This is a genomic window from Streptomyces griseiscabiei (genome assembly GCF_020010925.1).
GTDB classification, from domain to species: Bacteria; Actinomycetota; Actinomycetes; order Streptomycetales; family Streptomycetaceae; genus Streptomyces; species Streptomyces griseiscabiei.
In genome coordinates this window covers 200831-220196 of record NZ_JAGJBZ010000003.1, presented here as the reverse complement: position 1 = coordinate 220196, position 19366 = coordinate 200831, and the positions used below count along the sequence as shown (strand labels likewise).

General features: G+C 70.3%; 12 protein-coding genes. 3 read left to right on the top strand and 9 right to left on the bottom strand.

From position 1 onward, the window contains the following. Positions 1-295: 295 nt before the first annotated feature. Positions 296-3508, top strand: coding sequence for an FG-GAP-like repeat-containing protein (locus J8M51_RS34895; RefSeq protein WP_256964133.1), 3213 nt, complete (start codon positions 296-298; stop codon positions 3506-3508). 283 nt (positions 3509-3791) lie between these two features. Here J8M51_RS34895 and J8M51_RS34890 read toward each other — a convergent pair whose 3' ends face one another. After that, positions 3792-4397, bottom strand: coding sequence for a dihydrofolate reductase family protein (locus J8M51_RS34890; protein WP_086753793.1), 606 nt, complete (start codon positions 4395-4397; stop codon positions 3792-3794). Between the two features lie 458 nt (positions 4398-4855). Further along, positions 4856-6049, bottom strand: coding sequence for an acyltransferase family protein (locus J8M51_RS34885; protein ID WP_256964134.1), 1194 nt, complete (start codon positions 6047-6049; stop codon positions 4856-4858). Positions 6050-6447: 398 nt separating this feature from the next. Here J8M51_RS34885 and J8M51_RS34880 point away from each other — a divergent pair, with 398 nt between their 5' ends. Continuing rightward, a complete protein-coding gene (locus J8M51_RS34880) occupies positions 6448-10170 on the top strand; it encodes an nSTAND1 domain-containing NTPase (RefSeq protein ID WP_086762390.1) in 3723 nt (1240 codons plus the stop codon). Positions 10171-10414: 244 nt separating this feature from the next. Here the strand turns inward: J8M51_RS34880 and J8M51_RS34875 are convergent, their stop codons facing one another. From J8M51_RS34875 to J8M51_RS34860, 4 genes are all read right to left on the bottom strand, one after another. Next, entirely contained in the window at positions 10415-10891 is a 477-nt protein-coding gene (locus tag J8M51_RS34875; protein ID WP_086762392.1) for a hypothetical protein, read from the bottom strand. 206 nt (positions 10892-11097) lie between these two features. After that, positions 11098-12369 carry a DUF418 domain-containing protein gene (locus tag J8M51_RS34870; RefSeq protein ID WP_086762394.1) on the bottom strand — a complete coding sequence of 424 codons (1272 nt, stop codon included), beginning with the start codon at positions 12367-12369 and terminating at the stop codon, positions 11098-11100. Between the two features lie 184 nt (positions 12370-12553). Then, entirely contained in the window at positions 12554-13297 is a 744-nt protein-coding gene (locus J8M51_RS34865; protein WP_086762397.1) for an aggregation-promoting factor C-terminal-like domain-containing protein, read from the bottom strand. A 110-nt stretch (positions 13298-13407) separates the two neighbouring features. Then, positions 13408-14832: a helix-turn-helix domain-containing protein gene (locus J8M51_RS34860; protein ID WP_267299756.1), complete on the bottom strand. Its 1425-nt coding sequence runs from the start codon at positions 14830-14832 to the stop codon at positions 13408-13410. A 297-nt stretch (positions 14833-15129) separates the two neighbouring features. Here J8M51_RS34860 and J8M51_RS34855 point away from each other — a divergent pair, with 297 nt between their 5' ends. Next, complete coding sequence (locus J8M51_RS34855; protein ID WP_086755357.1) at positions 15130-15741, top strand: DUF4232 domain-containing protein; 612 nt, start codon at positions 15130-15132, stop codon at positions 15739-15741. Between the two features lie 69 nt (positions 15742-15810). On the opposite strand, the gene J8M51_RS34850 is transcribed toward J8M51_RS34855, so the two are convergent. The 3 genes from J8M51_RS34850 to J8M51_RS34840 all read right to left on the bottom strand — a co-directional run bounded on the left by J8M51_RS34850 (position 15811) and on the right by J8M51_RS34840 (position 19358). Continuing rightward, a complete protein-coding gene (locus J8M51_RS34850) occupies positions 15811-16653 on the bottom strand; it encodes a hypothetical protein (protein ID WP_086755358.1) in 843 nt (280 codons plus the stop codon). A 262-nt stretch (positions 16654-16915) separates the two neighbouring features. Next, positions 16916-17557 carry a superoxide dismutase gene (locus tag J8M51_RS34845; RefSeq protein WP_086755359.1) on the bottom strand — a complete coding sequence of 214 codons (642 nt, stop codon included), beginning with the start codon at positions 17555-17557 and terminating at the stop codon, positions 16916-16918. An 85-nt stretch (positions 17558-17642) separates the two neighbouring features. Further along, the gene (locus J8M51_RS34840) at positions 17643-19358 is read right to left on the bottom strand and encodes a condensation domain-containing protein (RefSeq protein ID WP_086755360.1); all 1716 of its coding nucleotides are present in this window, start codon (positions 19356-19358) and stop codon (positions 17643-17645) included. Positions 19359-19366 lie beyond the last annotated feature (8 nt).

Sequence of the window (19366 nt, the reverse complement as noted above, 5' to 3'; positions counted from 1 at the left end):
GCCTCGCCGTAGAGGACTTGGCACTGGGGATCGCGTCCTGGCGGTCGGCGGTCGGGTCGGAACCCGCAGTGCCATCCACCGCCCAGCTCCGGTCATGGACATGCTGTTAGGCTCCCCCTCACGCGCGTGGGGGGGGAGCGGCCGGGGGGCCGGGGAAAATGTCAGGGCGTTGCCGTACGCCCCCGCCATGCCTTCTTGCCTTTCAGGAGGAACGGTGGCCCGATTCGGCCGACGCCGACGCCGACACAGACACAGACCGGCTCTTGGCTCACGCCCACCACGCCTCGGCCCGCCGGTGGCACGTAGAGCGGCCGTCCTCGCGACGGCGCTGGCTCTGAGCCTTCCGCTCGCCGCACTGCCGTCGTCGGCGGAAGCCCTCCCGCAGCCTCCTGCTGCGGGAGAGGTCGTGCTGCCCGCCGCCCCGCGTGCCGTCCCCAGGGCCACGCAGATCCTCAACGCGGGGACCAGCGGCTTCCTTTGGGCCCAGGAGGGCGACGACCGGCTCCTGTGGACGGATTACACCACCGGCACCACGACTTCGCTTCAACAGTTGCTGAACGTCCCGGTGCAGTACGACATCGACAGCGGCGGCTTCCGTGAGGCCGCGTCCTTCCAGCCCGGCTACTACGGGGACGGTTCTGACACCGTCGCCCTCTACTCGAAGGAGGAAGCGCAGGTCACCCTCGTCCAGGCCACGGGCGCATCGGGCGGTTCCACGGTGGTGCCGGTGCCCGAGTACCACGCCTACCAGGGGACCTTCGGCAGCACCGTCCTCACCAGCACCAGCGGCGTCAACGGAGGCCTGGGCGCCTACCAGCTGTGGCGCGTCGAGGACGGGGGCGGGACCGGGCAGACGCCCGTGACCGGGTTGCCGGACCGTGCGGGCAACTTCGTCGTCGAGGACGGTGACGCCCGGTCCGTCCTCCTCAGCTACGACACCGCCGAGGACGACTGGAGCCACTGGGGCATCGTCGACCTCGCCACCGGCGTTTTCACCACCTTGCCCGACCGCATCGACCCGGAGAACGGCTGGGAGGTGACCGGCTTCCAGCTGGGCACCGACTCGGTGCTGCGGCTGCGCAGCGGGCGCGGCAAGGCAGACCTGTACGACCGCGACGACCTGTCCACGGCGCCCCGTACCTTCGACACGGGCGCCCTGAGTCACCAGGCCGCGTACGGGATCGTCGGCGACGAACTGCTCGGCCTCGAACCGGTGTCCCCCGGTGACAACAAGTACCGGGGCCAGCCGCTGTGGGCCCTCACGTCCGACGGCACGGAGACCGACCTGACCAAGGTCATGGACCCGGCCGGCCACGGGATCGTCCAGGCGCCGGACGGCTCCGTCCTGGTGGCGGGCGCCGGGCAGTACGTCGAGCGGGGCGACCTCGACTGGGGCGTGTACCGGATCGCCCGGGCCGCCGACGGTTCGGTCGCCCGCAGCCGTCTGACCACCGTGCAGCCGATGCCCGCGCAGATCCACGGCCTCTCGCTCGGCAGCGGCATTCTCAGCAGAGCCGACAACAGCACGTCGTACGAGCCGAACACGATCCTCGGTGCCTACCGCAGCACCTGGTTCAGTACGAGCGGCACCCCGACCGTCACCAAGGCCACCGTGGACGGTCTGATCAACGGGTCGGACGGCGACTGCTCCGCCGACACCCCGCACTGCATACGGATGTTCGCCGACGGCACCGGCCGCCACGGTCGCCGCAACGCCACCGAGTCCGGCCTGACCATGCTGCGCTCCAACGGCGCCACTGCCTGGGGCCCGACCCTCGACACGGGTGACGACGCTCCGCGGCTCAACAACCTCTCCGGGCGGTACGCGGTCGTCAACAGCGCATCCTCCGGCTACCAGTACATCGGCGAGTTCGCGGACGGTTCGGCCGGCAGGGTACTGCTCAAGCGCGACCGGGTCGCCGCGGCCGTCTGGGGCAACACCCTGTGGAGCGGCGCGGCTACCGGCGGCAAGGTCACGGCCACCCGGCTCCCGTCCGGCACCGCCGTGGAGTCCTTCACCACACGCGACGGCTGCACGCCGACCAGCCTCCAGGCCGTAGGCCGCTGGGTGTACTGGACCTGCGAGGAAAGTCTGGGAGACAGCCAGGGCGCGGGTGTCTACGACCGTATAGCCAAGCGCACCACCACCGCCCCGGCGGGCAGGGTCCTCCTCGGTGACGGCTACCTCGTCGAGCGCGTCGCCGGCACATGGTCGGGCAGTGGGCTGACGCTCATCGACCTGCATGACGGGCTGCCGTCCAGCGGCAGTCACACGGACCTGCCGAGCCGCAAGCTCGCCGACTGGACCGACATCGGCCGCGACAACCTCAACGCGGGCACGTCCTGGACCGTGGACCGCTTCGGCGGGGGCGCCGCCTACGCCGACCGGGAGCAGCGCGTCCACCTGGTGCCCACCGGCGTTCCGGCATCCGCGCTCTCGGCCATCGACTCCACGGTCACCCCCAGGGCCGCGAGTTGGTCCGGCACCTGGTGGCTGTCGAAGCCCGCCACATCCTGGAAGGTGGTCGTCCGCCACAAGGCGTCCGGCACCACTGTGCGTACCGTGTCCGGCTCCGCCGCCCGCGGTCTGCTGACGGCCGCCTGGGACGGGAAGGACTCCGCCGGCCGCCTCGTCACCAACGGCACCTACACCTGGACGCTGACCGCCCAGCCCGCCGACGGCCAGGGCACCGCCCTCGCCCTCTCCGGCACCATCGGCGTGACCGCCGGAGCGGCGGCCCCGCACGACTACGCGGGCAACGACGGCATCGGCGACATCCTCACCCTCAATTCCTCGGGCACCCTCACCGTCCAGCGCGGCACCGGCACGGGCTCACTGGGCAGCAAGGTCTCTGGTAGCGGCTGGCCGACCACAGCGAGGTTCGTGCCGCTCGGCAACCTCGGCGGCGACCGCTGCAACGACGTCCTGGTCCGGCTGAGCAGCGGCGCCCTGCGCGCCTACCGCCCGGCCTGTGGCAAGGCGCTGACGCCCTCGACGCCGTACACGACACTCGCCACCTCCGGCTGGAACCAGTACGACCTGCTGACCTCGCCGGGTGACGTGAGCCGTGACGGGCGCCCGGACCTGATCGCCCGCAACGCCTCGACCGGCGCCGTCTACCTGTACAAGGGCACCAGCACGGGCAAGCTGTCGGCGCGCGTGAAGCTGTACGGCAACTGGAAGGCGTACAAGAAGGTCGTCGGGGCCGGTGATCTGAACGGCGACGGCGTCGGCGACCTGCTTGTGCAGGACAAGTCGAACAACCTGTACCGGTACGACGGCACCGGCGGCGGTACTTTCAAGGCCCGCGTGAAGCTGTTCTCGAACTGGGGCGCTTCCTACAACACGGTCGTCGCAGCCGGTGACATCACCGGCGACGGCAGGACGGACCTCGTCTCGCGCGACACCAGCGGCAACCTGTTCCGCCACGGTGGTGACAGCAAGGGATCGTTCGGCGGCCGTGTGAAGATCGCGACGGGCTGGCAGGGGTACAAGGCCGTCGTATAAGGAGCATTGCCCCCGTGGCGTGCGCTGACAGGCACAGGACCGGGCCTGTCGGCGCACGGCCCGGCAGTTCGCCGCTCGGTGAACCGCCGGGCCTCGGCCTGCAGGGCGGGTCGCAGGCTGAGAGCGCGAGTTCGATTCTCGTCACCCCTCGCAATCTGGTCGCGCTTCTTCCGACTGATGCCAGGCCGGGTGGGACACCTTCAAGGGCACCCCGTGCACGTGTTCGTACGACAGGACGAGGAACGCGCTCACTCACTCCGCCGGGCCGGCGGGCGGGGCGGCGTCACGCAGGGGCGCCGAGTGGCGGGTGGTCGAGCACGCGGGGCTTGTACTCGACCAGTTGGATGCGGCCGTCGAAGGTGCGGTGCTCGGTCATCTCCAGGGCGACGTCCGGATAGCCGTCGTAGATGCGTTCCGCGCCCGTGGCTCCGGTGATCACCGGGAACATCACGACCCGGAAGCGGTCGACGAGTCCGGCTCGTAGCAGGGAGCGGCTCAGGCTGAGGCTGCCGATCGTACTGAGGAGCCCCGAGCCGCTCGACTTCATGGCACGGACCGCCTCGACGGCGTCGTCGCGGACGAGCGTGGAGTTGGCCCACTTCAGCGGCTCCTCCAGTGAGGAGGAGAACACCACCTTGGACGCTCGAGTGAGCCCGTCGACGGACGCCTCTTCCTCGGGCCGGAACTCGTCCTGGCCACTCGGGACCTCGCCTGCGGCGAAGCCCGACATCAGGCGGTAGGTGTTCGCTCCCATCAGATAGGTGACCTCGGGCTGCTCACCGAGCCACGCGAGGTACTCCGGGCCTTCGAGGCCCCAGAAGCCGGGCCATCCCTCGCCCGATGCGCAGCCGTCGAGGGAGGTGATGAAGTCGACGAGAAGCTCCGACATGGCAGTGTCCTTTCCTGGGGTGTCATGAGCTTGGACCGGCCGGGAGCCGCAAACTCATCGGCCACGCTGTGGAGTGACGAGAAACGCCGTGGCGCCGCAGCCGATCAGGTCGCGGCGGCGCCGCCGTGCCGGCGCGCACCGCGACGCGCATTGGCCGTCGCCCCGTTCAGCGCCCGCATCCTGCTCGATGACATCCGCGCGGCCCAGGGGCCCATCCCGTCCAACCCTTGGATCGACCCGCGCCACCCCGGGGCGGGCACGTGCTTCCGCAATGCCACATCCAAGAACGCCTTCACGCCGGGCGCCGCGAGCACATGCGGAGCCGCACGGGCGCGGCTCCGCTTCCTTCCCCCACTCCGTGTCCTCTGTGTGCCCTCCACGTGCCCTCAAGAGCGGAGAACCACGGTCATCAGCGATCAGGAGCGCCTCACCCCGGTGCACGCCTTCCGCGGCGCTCGTCACGGTGGCTGCACGCGCTGTGCCAATCTGCGGCCCCAGGTCTGACTCGGCCCTTCGATGTAACGGTAGGTCAACAGGCACACGGGCAGCAGCACGGCGAAGAAGGCCATTTCGAGTGCGAGACTGTCCTGCCGCCGTCGGCCGATCGTGCTGTCGATCACTGCCAGCAGAACGGGATGCACCATATAGACCGAGTAGCTGATCGCGCCCAGTCCGGTCAGCGCGCACGGCAGGCGTCGGCGACGCGACGCCAGTCCGGCGCCGAAGGTGAGTACGGCCAACAGGAACGCGACGATCCAGCCGCGGCGCGTGAAATGGTCACCGTCGCCGTACCGGTACGCGCTCCCCACGGCACAGGTGACCACCACGACGGCAGTGGCCGCCGCATACCGCCAGGTGCTCTGCCCGTTCTCGGCACGGTAGACAGCGGTGCCGAGGAACATCACGGCGAGGATCACCATGCCCTCCCACAGTGGGACGGTTCCGTTGAGCAGAACCAGGACGAGTGCCTGCACGCCGCCCAGCACACCCCCGATGCCCCGGAGTACGGATGACCTGGCGCTCGCACAGCAGATGGCGACTCCCATGGCGATGGAGGCGAACGCGATCAGCGGGCCGGTGCCTACCAGGCCGGACAGGGCAGAGGGCGGCAGTGCCACCCCTGCTGTCACGCTCGCGGCGGCGAGCATGGCCAGGACGACAGCGATCGCCGCGGACCGCTGGTGGAGGCGGACCGTGAAAAGAGCGACGACCAGCAGGTAGAAGGACATCTCGTAGGAGAGCGTCCACAGGATGAGCAGGAGATTGGGTGTCCCCAGCAGCTCCTGGAGCATGGTGGCGTGGGCGACAGCGACGGCAGCGGCACTCTGCTGACCGAAGCCCGGCATCTCCGCGATGCCGGAGAGGTTGACGGCAAGGAGCGCGGTGACGACAGCCGCCCACAACGGGTACACACGGAAGATCCGACCGATCCAGAACGTGCGGACGCAGCCCCGGCGCTCCAGCGACGCGGGGATGATGTAGCCGCTCACCAGGAAGAACACCATGATGCCGTAGCGGCTGGTGTTGAACTGCGGCATCAACTCCCTCCGGAAATCCGCCATGAAGGTGTACGACGAGTGGTCGAACACCACGACGAGTGCGGCGATGCCACGCAACGCGTCCAGCCAACCCAACCGTGACGAACCGGCCATCGCGACGACTTTACGTAATCGTGATTTTACGGAGAGTGAGCGTGTCGGTGATGGCGCGGGGAGGGAGGGTGGGAAGTGCATGCGCAGACAGAGTCCTCTTCGGTGAGGTGTTGGTCGGGCGTGCCGTGGGGCGGTGCCGACGTGGCTCGCATCGGGTGAGGGGAACGGGAACGCCGAGTCTTCGATCCTGCTGGCGCGCTCGCAGGTCGCCTACCGCCGACGGCCCGCACCCGCAGAGCGGTCCCCCGCACCGCTCACATCAACGAGTTCAGCGGCTGGAGCATTGTTCGGAAGTACCGTTCTGGCGACCGAACAATGGCGGGTGAGCTGTTCGGGGGTCATGGAGGTGCATGGATCGGCTGTCCGCTCCGATGCGGGGGCAGCCGGAGGGGGAGGGTATGGCAGGCCGTCGTGAGGTGCCGGTTGATCCGGCGTCGGGTCCGGTGCAGCGGTTTGCGTCCGAGTTGCGCAAGCTGCGGGCGGAAGCCGGCGGGATCACTTACCGGGCTCTGGCCCGGCGGGCGGGCTACTCGGTGACCACGCTGTCGCAGGCGGCGGCCGGCGAGCAACTGCCGACGCTGGCCGTGGCCCTGGCCTATGTGGGGGCGTGCGGCGGAGACCTGGCGAAATGGGAGGCCCGGTGGAAGGAGGCGGTGGAGGAGTCCGCCGGTGACGGCCCTCGGGGCGACGACGGATCACCCACGCCGTACCGGGGTCTGGCACGGTTCGAAAGCGGTGACAGCGGCCTGTTCTTCGGCCGGGAACAGCTCACCGCCGACCTGATCGACCTGCTACGCCGCCGACGATTCGCGGCGGTCTTCGGCCCCTCCGGCAGCGGCAAGTCCTCGCTGCTGCGGGCCGGCCTCATACCCGTCCTCCGGCAGACTCAGGAGAGGGGCCTGCGTCCGGCCACGATCCGGATCCTGACCCCGGGCGAACGCCCCGCCCGCACCCACGCCCCCCTCCTCACACCGGCGGCTCCCGGCGATGGCAGCGCCGGAGCGGACACGCTCGTGATCGTCGACCAGTTCGAGGAGGTCTTCGCCCTCTGCCACGATGCCGCCGAGCGGGCCTCCTTCATCGACCTGCTGCTGGCCGCCCGGCAGCCCGAGAACCGCTTACGAGTGCTGCTGGCGGTGCGCGGCGACTTCTACGGCCGCTGCGCCGAACACCGCGACCTGTCCGACGCACTGCGCGACGCCAGCCTGCTGGCCGGGGCGATGAGTCCGGCGGAACTGCGCGACGCCGTCGTCAAACCGGCCACGGCCGCCGGACTTACGGTGGAACGCGCCCTTACGGCCCGGCTGGTCAAGGAGGTCGCCGACGCGCCGGGCGGACTGCCCCTGCTGTCCCACGCGTTGCTGGAGACCTGGCGCCGCCGCCGCGGCAAGACACTGACCATGGCGGGCTACGAGGCGGCCGGATGCCTGGACAGCGCGATCGCCAACACCGCCGAGAAGGTCTACGGCCGGTTCTCCGAAGATCAGGCGGGTGCCGCCCGCCGTGTGTTCCTGCGCCTGATCGCCCCCGGTGACGGCGCCTCCGACACCCGCCGTCCCGTCGAACGCGCGGAACTGAGCGGCACCGGCAGGGAGAAGACTGCCCGGGTGCTGGAGGCACTCGTCCGGGCGCGGCTGCTCACCCTGGACGGCGACACGGTCGAGATGGCTCACGAGGCCCTGATCACGGGCTGGCCCAGGCTGCGCGGGTGGATCGAGGAGGACCGCGAACGGCTGCGGGTGCACCGGAACCTGACTGAGGCGGCCCATGCCTGGCAGGAACTGAACCGTGAGGAGGGCGCCTTGTACCGGGGAAGCCGGCTCGCCGCCGCCCGGGAACACTTCGGCGACACACCGCGTGAGGACCTGACCGACCTGGAGCACGCCTTCCTCGACGCCAGCCACGGTCACGAACAGAAGGGCCGGCGCCGGTACCGGCTGGTACTCACCGCGGTCACCGCTGCCCTGTGCCTCGCACTCGTCGCCGCCGGCCTCGCCGTGGGGCTGTGGCAGAGCGCGGTCACCGCCCAGCACCTGGCCCAGTCCCGGCAGTTGGCCGCCCAGTCCAGCGCACTGCTGGATGCCGAACCGGACCTCGCCGCGCTGCTGGCCGTCCACGCCTACCGCACCAGCCCGACCCGCGAAGCCACCGCGGCCCTGTATGCCGCTGCGGCGCTTCCGCTGCGCAAGCGCCTGATCAGCGGCACCAAACCCGTGCAGTCCATCGCCCTCAGTCCGGACGGACGCACCCTCGCCGCTCAGAGCGGGGACGGCAAGGTACGGATCTGGGACCTGCCGGAAGGCCGACTCCGACACACAGTCACCGGCCACGACATCAGCGAGGCCGTCGCGTTCAGCCCCGACGGACGCATCCTCGCTGTCACCACCGCTGGTGGGACCGGCGGGACCGTGGCCCTGTGGGATCCGGTCACCGGAAGGAAACTCAGAACCTTCATCGTGCCCGACGGCGCGGTACGCGGGCTGGACTTCAGCCCGGACGGTCGTACCGTTGCTGTCTCCTCACCGGCGGCTGTACGGGTGTGGGATGTCGCCACCGGCCTCAAGCGGCACAGCGTCACCGGCCTCGTCGACCCTCAGGCGGTCGCCTTCGGCCCTGACGGACGCACCGTCGCCGCTGTTGTGAACCGCAGCGGAACTCTGCGGGTGTGGGACGTGGTCACCGGCCGCATCCGGAACGCCCACGGCAGCCAGATCAGGGGCGATACGGTGGTTTTCAGCCCTGACGGCCGGATGTACGCCGTTGTCGCCGCCGACGGTTCGGTGCGACTACGGGAAGTGGCCACCGGCACCGTCCGGCACACCATCAGGCAGGATGCCGACAGTTTGAATGGGATGGGCTTCGCTCCTGATGGGCGGACCCTCGCCATCCCGGGCCCTGGGGACACGGTGCGGCTGTGGGACACCGCCTCCGGCACAACGCGGGCCACCGTGACCGCCGGTCATCATGGACGCGGGGCCATGGACGTGGCCCTCAGCGCGGACGGCCGCACCCTGGTCACCAGCAGCAGCTCTGATCCCGCCGTCCGCGTCCACCGCCCGACTGTTGATCATCCGCGGACCACTCTGTCAGGCCACGCCGGCACCTACGTCGCCGACATCGGTTTCAGTCCTGACGGACGTACGGTGGCCACGGTCCGCCAAGGGGCACCCGGGCATGGGTCGGTACAGCTTTGGGATGCCAGGACCGGCGATCGCGAAGCCGCCCTGGCACTGGACAGCGATCGGGCACTCCGGGGCCGGCAGTCACCCGTCTCTGTTCACCGCCTCGGGGCCGTGGGGTTCAGCCCGACCGGGCGCGCCCTGGTTGCCCGTGTCGGCAGGAACAGGGTGGTTGAGGTCCGGGATGTCGCCTCGGGCCGCCTTCGCCAGAGCCGTGCCCTGGGCGTCATCGACACAGCGGTCTTCAGCCCTGACGGGACGCGACTCGCCACCGTCGGCAGACGGGGGTCGGTGCGGATCTGGCACCTTACGACCGGCGCGTTGCGCACCGCCCGTACCGGCCACGGCCGACCCGTAAGAGCGGCAGCGTTCGCCCCGGACGGCCGCACCCTTGCCGTCGTTCACATCGAGGCCGGTGGCGAACAGGTCACGCTGCTCGACGCCGCGACCGGCCGCACACAGCGCACCATCAAGCCGCGGACCGGGAGCCTTCTGTCCCTCGCGTTCAGCCCGGACGGGCACACCCTGGCCACAGCAAGCGGCAGTAACGGCTTGGTGAGGACCTGGGATGTGCGCACCGGTCAGCTCCAGGACAGCTTCAGTGCCGGCGGTGAGGTGGCGTCGCTGGCCTTCAGCTCCGATGGACGCACGCTGACCGCAGGCAGCACAAGAGGAGTCCAGCTGTGGGACCTCGCCACCAGCCAGCTCAGAATCACCTTGCGAACCAGGTCGCCCGCAGCAGCGGTGTTCAGCCCGGACGGACGTACTCTGGCCATCAGCACAGGCGCCTCCGTCGGGCTGTGGAACGTCGACCTGCCCGACCCGTCCCGAGCGATCCGGAACATCTGCCAGGCCGTCGACACGACACTCACCGACCTGGAACGGTCCCGTTATCTGCACGGCCGGTCCGCCGAAACCGGCTGCCGGCCAGCCGTGCGATAGGACCTCAAATGCATCACATCCCAACGCATCCGGTGTGTGCACGCGCGACGAGACTGCCGAGCTGACAGCCCAGCGAGCCCTCCCGAGGCATCGGCTTTCGCGCTCACGCAATATCCCGCCGATACGCGGTGTCGTGGAGGAGGTGCATGCGCAGGTCAGAGGCGTAGAGCCCGCAGAGGCGCCGTCGCTTCCCGAGCGCCACGCCGACCTGGTCCGACCCGCCGCCTCATGGCCGCCGCCGTCGCTATCCCATGACCGCGCGAGCCGTGTCGAGGAACGTCAGCCGGTTGCCTTCCAGGTAGTCGCGGACGCTCTCGCCGTCGGGCAGGCCTTCCCACACGGTCCGGTTGAGGTCGAGGAAGTAGGCGCGGGCCGAGTCGTGTACGGGCAGGGGGAACTGGACGCGGATGAGTCGTTCCGCGACCCACAGTCTGTTCATCACGTCCTGGGTCGTCAGGTACCAGTCGTGGGTGTCGTCCCACTCGTCGGGGCGGCTGAACGCGGCGCGTTCGGCTTCGGCGCCCACCTCGATGAACCGCTCCAGCAACGCCAGCCGTTCCGCGCGCCTGGCCTCCGACAAGGTGATCCGCTGTCGTTGCTGTTCTGCGCGTTCCGCCGAGAGCTGGGTTCTGTGCTGGACGAGGTAGGACAACAGTCCGCCGAGGACGACACCGCCCATGGATATCAGTGACACCCAGACCTGACCTGACATGGCGGTCATCGTTTCATGCCCGTCCTCGGCGGTCTGAAGATCGCGATCGCGGTGGACGCCGCCCTCGTGCTTCTCGGCACCCTCACCAGCGCGCTGTTCCCGCGCGCCCGGTCGAGTGCGCGGTGACGGCGGGCGGTACGAGCCGCCGGACGGGCCTGCCACGGATCTCGCAGCACGATGAGAGTGACCACGCCGGCCGGCCGACCGCCCGGGGCTCAGCGGACGTGCCGCGCCGGCTTGGTGGCGTGGTTGAGCAGATGCTCCAGCGGTCCGCGGCGGAAGAAGCGGGACCAGGCCGCCGCGAGAACGGTGGCTCCGGCGATGAAGCAGAGCAGCAGCGCGGTGGAGGCGGACTGCGGCGGGGTGGCCGCTTCTCCGGGGAGGGCGAGGATCACCAGGATGTGGCCCACGTAGAGGGTCAGGGACATGGTGCCGACGGCGATGACCGGAGCCGCCACGCGGCGCAGCCACCACAGCCGGTCCAGGGCCACCGTCAGACCCACGAGCACGGTGATCGCGATCCCCAGGCTGCCGATGAGGTCGAACGTGGAGCCGGTGTGCGGCTCGGCCGCCAGCAGCCCCCACGCGTCGGGACCCCACAGCCCCCCGCCGACCGCCGCGTCGAAGGAGCCCGTTGCCGTACCGGGGTCCTTCATGGCCTCGGGGTCCTTCACGGCGGGCATCCCGGCCATGATCTTCTGCGCACCGCCGGTCAGCCGGAGCAGCAGCCACGAGACGCCGTATCCGAACGCGATCAGCGCGCAACCGACCGCGGCCAGTCGCCGCCGTACCGCGCCGGAAGCGAGGTCCAGCCGGCCCAGCGTCATGCCGGTGACCACGAACGTCATCCAGGTGATCGCCGGGTAGAGGCCGGTGAGCAGGAGATCGAGCACACCGACGCCGGAGAGGCGCGCGAGGGGGTCGTACGTGTCGACGGTGCGCACGATCGACTCGGTGAGCAGCGCCCGGATCACATACGTCACCTGCGGCGTGACGACCGCGAGCGTCACCGCGACGATCGCGAGCGTCCTGGCCCGCAGCCGCAGCAGGGGCAGGGCCAGCAGGAAGTACAGGGCGTAGAAGTTGAGGATTCCGGCGCCGCCGAAGTTGGTCGTCGCCAACGCGCTGCCCAGCAGCAGCAGGATCACGGCCCGGATCACGATCCGGGCCCTCGCCTGCCTGCCGGCCAGTCCGGTCTTCGGCTCCGGACGGCCCGCGATCAGCATCAGCGAGAACCCGGCGAGGGTGGCGAACAGCGCCGACGCCCGGCCGCTCGACAGTTCCAGGAACCAGTCACCGACGCCGCCCCCGGGCGTGGGCGCGGGACCGACGTGCACGGCGAACATTCCGAACACCGCCAGTGCACGGGCGAGGTCCACCCCGACCAGCCGCGCCATCGGCGCGGGGCGTTCCGTCGCGGTGGCGGGCCCGGGTAAGGGGGGTGAGGGCCGGCGAGGGGTCTTCTTGGCGCTTTCGATCTCGGTCACCGGGACAACCCTGCCGAGGCGGGGGACGGCCGGCCATCCGCCGGGCTTCGGGTGATGCCCCGCCGGTCGGCCGACCGGCCCCCGCCGATCGGAGGGGCCGGTTCCGGCCGTACACGGGCGTCCGTGTGTGGCCACACGGACGCCCGTGGTCGCCACGGTCGACGGCGGTGCGGCCGGTGTCGGCTCAGTAGGAGCCGTTGGCCTGCCAGAACGTCCATGCCTCGCAGGGGCTGCCGTAACGGTCGTTCATGTAGTTCAGGCCCCACTTGATCTGGGTGGCCGGATTGGTCTGCCAGTCCGCTCCGGCGGACGACATCTTGGAGCCCGGGTAGGCCTGTACGAGACCGTAGGCCCCGGACGAGGGGTTGACCGCCTTGTGGTTCCAGCCGGACTCGTGGTCCACGATGTTGCTGAAGCACTGGAACTGGTCGCCAGGCACCATCTGCCGGGCGATGGCCTGGATCTGGGCGACGGTGTACGAGGACTGCTGCGTGCCGGCGGACGAGTCCGTCGACGAGCCGTCGTCCTGCTGCTCCTGGCCCCGGCGGTCCCCGGCGTCCTGCCGTGCCTTCTGTTCGGCCTCCTGCTGCCGGGCCTTCTCCCGTTCGGCCTCCTTCTGTTCGGCCTCCTTCCGCTTGGCGATCGCGTCCTTGGCGGCCTGTACGCGGGCCGCCTCCGCCGCTGTCTGCCTCGCGCCGGCGTCCGCGGCGAGGGACTGCGCGTCGGCCTGCTGGGTCAGGGCGACCGTCTGTGTCCGGGCCTGTCCGCCCGTGGGTATGTCCGCCAGGAGGGTCGAGCCGCTCGCCGTCGTCCCGGCGTCGGCCACCGCCTGGCCGGTGCCGCTCTGTCCGACTCCCGCGACGGCACCGACCGTGGTGACCGCCGTGGCGGAGGCCACCGCGAATCCCCGGACCAAGTTCCCGCTCACACGTTGTCCTTCCTCTACGTCACATCCAGAAGTTGCGCTTCGCAGAATCAAGACGGTTGATCGGCCGCGCTGGTGGCAACGATCCGCGCACTGGGCCGAAATGAGGGGGATCACGGTCGAGGCGGCGCCGCCGAAGGGTGCCCGCCGTCGTAGGTGGTGGTCCTGGGCACCCAGCCGGAAGGGGTGTCGTACCTGTAGTGCGGCAGCCCGTTGATGGTGGTGGTGCGGAACGGGCGGCCGTGGTCGTCGATGCGGACCGTGCCGCTCCGGCCCTCGGAGGACCAGTCGAGTTCGAGATACCACTCGCAGGTGCAGGACTCGGTGCCCGCCGCGAGCAGCAGGACCTCCGGCTCCCGCAGGGACACGCGGTAGGGGAAGTCGACGGCGTAGCTCGGTGAGTCCGGCCGGCCGGCCGGTACGGCGCGGGGCCGGGGGCGGTGCGCGTCGAGGTCCACGGAGAAGTATCGGGGCTGGAGGGTGGCGCCGCAGCCGTCGCCCGTGGAGTAGGCGACGGCACGGCCGGCGGCGGGAGTGGTGGTGCGGTTGACCACGCGGACATGCAGCGCCTCCAGGACGACGGCCGCGTCGCCGCGTCCCTGCACCGTCATCCGCACATTCGTGTTGCGTCCGTGCACCGCCCCCAGGGACGCGGCCCACACCTCGGCGTCCTGCGGGGCCGGCGGCGGCGGGACCTGCTGCGGGGGCTTGGCGATCACGTAGTCGTGATCGCATTCGAGGTCCGCCCAGACATGGGAGTTGGCCGTCCAGGTGAGCGGGGTCGGCGGTGGGGCGGCCGTGCCGGTCTCTGTCCGGTTCGCGCGCGGTCCGCCGTCGTCGGACACGGTCGGCGCCGAGGCCGACGGCGACCCGGCTCCGGCGGAGGAGGCGGCAGCGGAGGAGGCGGCGGCAGCGGAGGGGGCGGCGGATCGCGGGCCGGTGTCGCCGAACGTCGGCGACACCGAGGGTTTCGGGCTGCCGCCGACGGAGGCCGACGACCCACGGCCGCCGGAGAGGGGTCCGGCGGCGGACGCGGTGAGGCCGGCGAGCGCGACGGCGAGCGAGGCCGCCAGCAGTGTCGACCGCACGGCCCTTCGGCGGGTGCGCCCGGTGCGGGATTGCGGGGCGGTCGGTGAGGCCGGCCCGGGGCGCGCGTCGGACGGTGGGGTCGGCTCGGGCGCCTCTTCCGCCGGGCTGCCGGAGTCCGCGGAGGCCCGCGACGGGTCGGTGCCCGTGGTGGCGTGGGGTGCCGGTGACCGCCGGGCATCGGATGAACGTGATCGTTGCCGGGCCGCGACCGCCAGGATCCAACGGCGGTGGAGTTCCACGCGTTCCCCGGGGGAGGCCCCGCAGAGTGCCGCGAACCGCTCGATCCCGCTGAAGTCCAGGGGGACCGCCTCTCCGGCGCAGTAGCGGTGCAGCGTGGAGGCGTGCGTGCCCAGACGGCGGGCCAGCGCCGCGTAGCTGCGGTCCGTGCGCTCCTTCAGACGCGTCAGCAGTAACGCGAACTCCGCCACGTCGTCGTGGATTGCAGCCATGTGGTCCGTACTCGCATCCGTCCGTCGGCCCGTGCGGTCATGTCCCGATCCGGGCAGTGCCCCAGGCCCTTCCCCTACCTGTACGCGGAGGCGGCCGACGTGGTTCCGCCAAGAGCGTCCACAGGGGTCCCCCATCCCGGACGGGCATTCCAGGCTTCCTCGTTTCCGCAGGTCGCCGGGGGTGGGACGGTTCCGACATCGCAGGGCGGTGGCGGCTGTTGTCCCAGGCCCGCGCGGCGTCCGAGGCTCTGGCTGTCGCACCGGCCGGAGCGACCCGATCAGAGAAGGAATACGCATATGAACGTGAAGTCCCTTGTGAAGCACCGCCGTCAGGTGGCCGTGGCCACGGGTCTCGTCCTGGCTCTCGGATGGGGGGCGTCGGCGCAGGCATCCGCCACCGGGCCGTGGACGGCCGCCGACAAGGCCCGTGACACGGCGTCGCACCGCTCGGGCGGCAGTGGTGGCGCCGTGGCCGCCTGCTCGCAGAAGGTCCTCGGGGTGTCCTCCTCGAAGGAGCCCGCGGACAGCGTGGACGCCAGGCACCTCCTCCTCACCGTCCAGAACACCGGCACCAAGAAGTGCGACCTCTACCGCTACCCTCTCGTGCGGCTCGGTGACGGTCGGAACACGGCCCGTGTGATCAAGGAGAGCGACCCGCACCCGGGGGTGCCCGTCACCCTCGGCCCGGGCGAGGAGGCGTATGCCGCTCTGCTCGTCAACGGCCCCATGGACGAGTACGAGGCGAAGAGCATCACCCTCAGCCTCCAGGGCCGTGAGCCCGGCAGCGCCGCGGGCAGGCCGATCGATGTCCCCATGCCCGTCGAGACGTTGTACGCCAACGACTTCCAGCGGGTCACCTACTGGACGACCGCTCCCGGTTTCGCCCTGGACTTCATCATGTCGAAGTGACGGGCGGCCTCGGCCGAGACGTCGAGACCGCTGCCCAGCGGCCCAGGCCCTCACCCGGCCTTCCTCGCGTCAGGGGCGCTCGTAGAACTGCAGGAGGCCGGCGGCGGAGAAGCACGAAGCGCCGGTCAGGGTCGCCCAGTTGGCGATGTCCTCGTTGATCAGGCTGCTGGTGGAGGGCCGGGTGAAGGCGGCGAGCGCCGAGAGCATGAAGAGGACGGAGCCGAACTGGTTCACGGCGACGATCCACCAGCCGAGACTGCGTCGGCGGAAGCAGAGCCGGCCGTGGCAGATCTCGGCGAACGCGAGGTGGCCGGAGATCAGGAAGAGCAGACAGCCGATCACGTCCGGGGCCCAGATCAGGCGGTTGATCTGCTGGACGCTCAGGCCCTGGAGGAAGGAGTCCATCAGGTCCACGGCGAACACCAGGGTGCCGGCGAAGAGCACGAACGCGCTCAGCCAGTCCAGTCGCCCGGGCTCGTAACTCCACCAGCGCCAGCCCTGGGTGACGAGCCGGCCTTCGCCGCCCGGCACATGGCGGGGGGCGTTGACGACCTGGAGCAGGGAGACGTAGCCGCCGGTGTTGAAGAAGAGGCCGCCGGCGAAGTAGACGGAGGCGCAGGTGGTCGCGTCACCGGAGCCGAGCTGGGCGAGGCCGGCGCCCACCGCGAAGAGGGCTCCGCCGATGACGAAGGCGCTCGCGGCGGCGGTGTTGAGCCGGCGCAGCCGGTGGAGCGCGACATCGTCGGCCCTGGTGTGACGGGTGGTGGGTGAGCCGGGCGGGCGGACGGCGATGATCCCGCGCCGGCGGGCCGGCCGTGACTCCCATACGGCCGTTCCTCCGTCCGGGAGCGGCCAGCTGAGTCTGGTGGTGAACGGCCCCGAACCCTCGGCGCGCTGCTCGGTCTGTCCCACGGGCTGAGAGTAGAGGGCCCGCCCCGGCACCGTCCGGGCGCAACGCCGACTTCGCCCGAGGCCGAGGTCGAGGCCAAGGCCAAGGCTGCGGCTGCTACGGCTATTGCGGCGGCGGAAGGGCCCCCGCGAGTCATGTCCTCGCGGGGGCCCTTCCGTCCTTCCGCCTGCGGGTGAAGGTTGAGAAGACGATCACGAGCAGGGCGTCTGTGCGGGCGCCGTCACGGTCGCGGCGTCACACGTCATGCGTCATGCGTCATCACGTTCAGGGCGCGAGCAGCAGGCTGTCGCCGCGCTCCTTGGCGGCGGCGTAACGGCGGGCCACGTCCTGCCAGTTGACGACGGCCCACATGGCGTCGATGAAGTCGACCTTCTGGTTCTTGTACTGCAGGTAGAAGGCGTGCTCCCAGGCGTCGAAGACCAGGATCGGGGTGGAGCCCTGGCCGACGTTGCCCTGGTGGTCGTAGACCTGCTCGACGATCAGCCGCCCGCTCAGCGGCTCGTACGCCAGCACGCCCCAGCCCGAACCCTGGGTCGTCGCGGACGCCTTGGTCAGCTGGGCCTTGAAGCCCGCGAAGGAGCCGAAGGACTCGGTGATCGCGTCCGCCAGGTCGCCCACACCGTCCGCGGCCAGCGGCTCGCCGCCGCCGTCACCGGTCATGTTGTGCCAGTAGATCGAGTGCAGGATGTGGCCGGAGAGGTGGAAGGCCAGGTTCTTCTCCAGGCCGTTGATGGAACCCCACGCCTCCTTGTCCCGCGCCTCGGCCAACTGCTCCAGCGTGTCGTTCGCGCCCTTGACGTACGCCGCGTGGTGCTTGTCGTGGTGCAGCTCGACGATCTGCGGGTTGATGACCGGTTCGAGCGCCGCGTAGTCGTAGGGAAGCTCCGGGAGCGTGTAAACCGCCATGTCCAACATCCTCCGACACTATTGCCACCGATGTGCAGTTGCACGCTAACAGCACTTGCGGTCGGACGACGATCAGGCATAGGTCCTAGGACCGCCGCTCGTCCTTCGGGTGCTCCTCGGGCGAAGCCGGACCGTCCGGGGACCGGTCGCGGATCACGTACCGGTGCGGGGCCCTGACGAACCGGCGGCCACGCAGGCCGGCGACGACGAGCCGATGGATCTCCGTGGGGGTGAGGTTCCTGCCGCCCAGGTCCAGGTACGCGACGATGCTCGCCCCGGAGGGATCGGCCCCGGGCTCCAGAGCCACCTCGATGGCGTGCGGGGAAAGGCACTCGGCCATGGCCTGCCGCACCTCGGCGAGGTCCACCCAGCATGGGTCGACGTACTCCAGGCCGCCCCGCACGGGAGCGCCGGGGAGGCGGCGGACCGACCGGATCAGTTCAGCCGCGCCCAGCTCGCTGTCGTCGGCGCCCCGCACCAGGATTTCCTCCAGCGAGGCAAGGACGTCCGCAAGGGCATCCGAGGGGAAGAGTTCGGTGTCCCCCCACAGGGAGACCACCAGCTTTTCCGCGACGTTCCACACGTCGAGGTAGAACTTCCCCGGCTCCCATATCTCGTTCCCGCCCCTCCTCCATGTCCTGGTGGCCTCCCGCACCCCCGGACCGACGCCGCACGCCGCCTCCAGGGCGGCCGGTGAGGTGAGGTTGTGCAGATTCACGAAGCATTCAAGGTCGGGTTTCACGCCGCGTTCCCGGACCACCGCCTCCGCGAGCGCGTCGAGCCGGACCGGGTCGCCGGGGCCGAGGAGATAGGCGCCCATCGTCTTTTTCCAGGCGGTCCTGACCACTTCACGGAACGGCAGGTCGCCCACCTCGACGCTCACCGGCACCACTTGGTAGAAGCTGCCCAGCGACGACTGGGTGGCCTTGTCGAGGCGGTTCGCGCAGAAGATGCGGAAGGTGGCCCGGTCGCTACGGCTCAGTGCACTCAGCAGGACCGATATCGCCCCCACGACCACGGTGTGGGGGGTCACCTGAACGTCTTCGGCGAGGCGTGCGACGGCCACGGCGGAGGCGCTGGACTCCATCATGATCTCGGGGAAGCGCGGCGACTCCGGCGCCCGGCGGGGCAGCGGGAATCTCTGGTTGGGGAAGTGCTTCAGCTGCCCGGCGGAGAAGATCTCCGCGCGACGCGTCGCCGAGTCGCCGTGGGTCCGCTCCCAGGCCGCCTGCTCCCGCGGCTGCCGCACCGGCTTCTCCAGGAGGGCCTTCCTCGCCCCGGCGTCCCGCGAGAGAAGACCGGTCAACTCGCCGTGCAGCACGCCCATGCCCCAGCCGTCCGTCGCGATGTGCGAGACGCACACCGCGATCTTCACGACTTCCCCCGCGGAGACGAGAACGGACACACGCAAGGGCCATTCCACGGAAGTGAAGGGGAGCGACTTGATTTCCGCGAGTTCCGCTTCCGCTTCCGCTTCATCGTCGGTGAGGCACTCCCGGACATCGACGGGAAGGCGTCCGCCGGAATGCACGACCTGGCGATACGTGCCCGTGGGGTCCAGATGTACGCGTGTCCGCAGGGCTTCATGGCGCTCGACGACGACTCGCAGGGCCGCTATGACGTCGTCGACCGATATTCCCCCGCCGACCTCGATCAGTCCGGCCAGGTTCATGTTCGCTATGTGCGGGGCCGCTTGCTCCATCCATGAGCAGACCTGTTTCTGGCTCCAGGTCAGGTCGTAGGTTCCGGAGCCCGCTCCGGAGAAATCCATGAACTGACGCGTCCGCCGGTCCGTGCTCATTTCCCACC

Bases quoted from the DNA above. Each gene is read 5' to 3' on its own strand.
- J8M51_RS34840 (WP_086755360.1), bottom strand. From the start codon at position 19,358: ATGAGCACGGACCGGCGGACGCGTCAGTTCATGGATTTCTCCGGAGCG.
- J8M51_RS34875 (WP_086762392.1), bottom strand. From the start codon at position 10,891: ATGACCGCCATGTCAGGTCAGGTCTGGGTGTCACTGATATCCATGGGC.
- J8M51_RS34885 (WP_256964134.1), bottom strand. From the start codon at position 6,049: ATGGCCGGTTCGTCACGGTTGGGTTGGCTGGACGCGTTGCGTGGCATC.
- J8M51_RS34845 (WP_086755359.1), bottom strand. From the start codon at position 17,557: ATGGCGGTTTACACGCTCCCGGAGCTTCCCTACGACTACGCGGCGCTC.
- J8M51_RS34880 (WP_086762390.1), top strand. From the start codon at position 6,448: ATGGCAGGCCGTCGTGAGGTGCCGGTTGATCCGGCGTCGGGTCCGGTG.
- J8M51_RS34860 (WP_267299756.1), bottom strand. From the start codon at position 14,832: ATGGCTGCAATCCACGACGACGTGGCGGAGTTCGCGTTACTGCTGACG.
- J8M51_RS34855 (WP_086755357.1), top strand. From the start codon at position 15,130: ATGAACGTGAAGTCCCTTGTGAAGCACCGCCGTCAGGTGGCCGTGGCC.
- J8M51_RS34890 (WP_086753793.1), bottom strand. From the start codon at position 4,397: ATGTCGGAGCTTCTCGTCGACTTCATCACCTCCCTCGACGGCTGCGCA.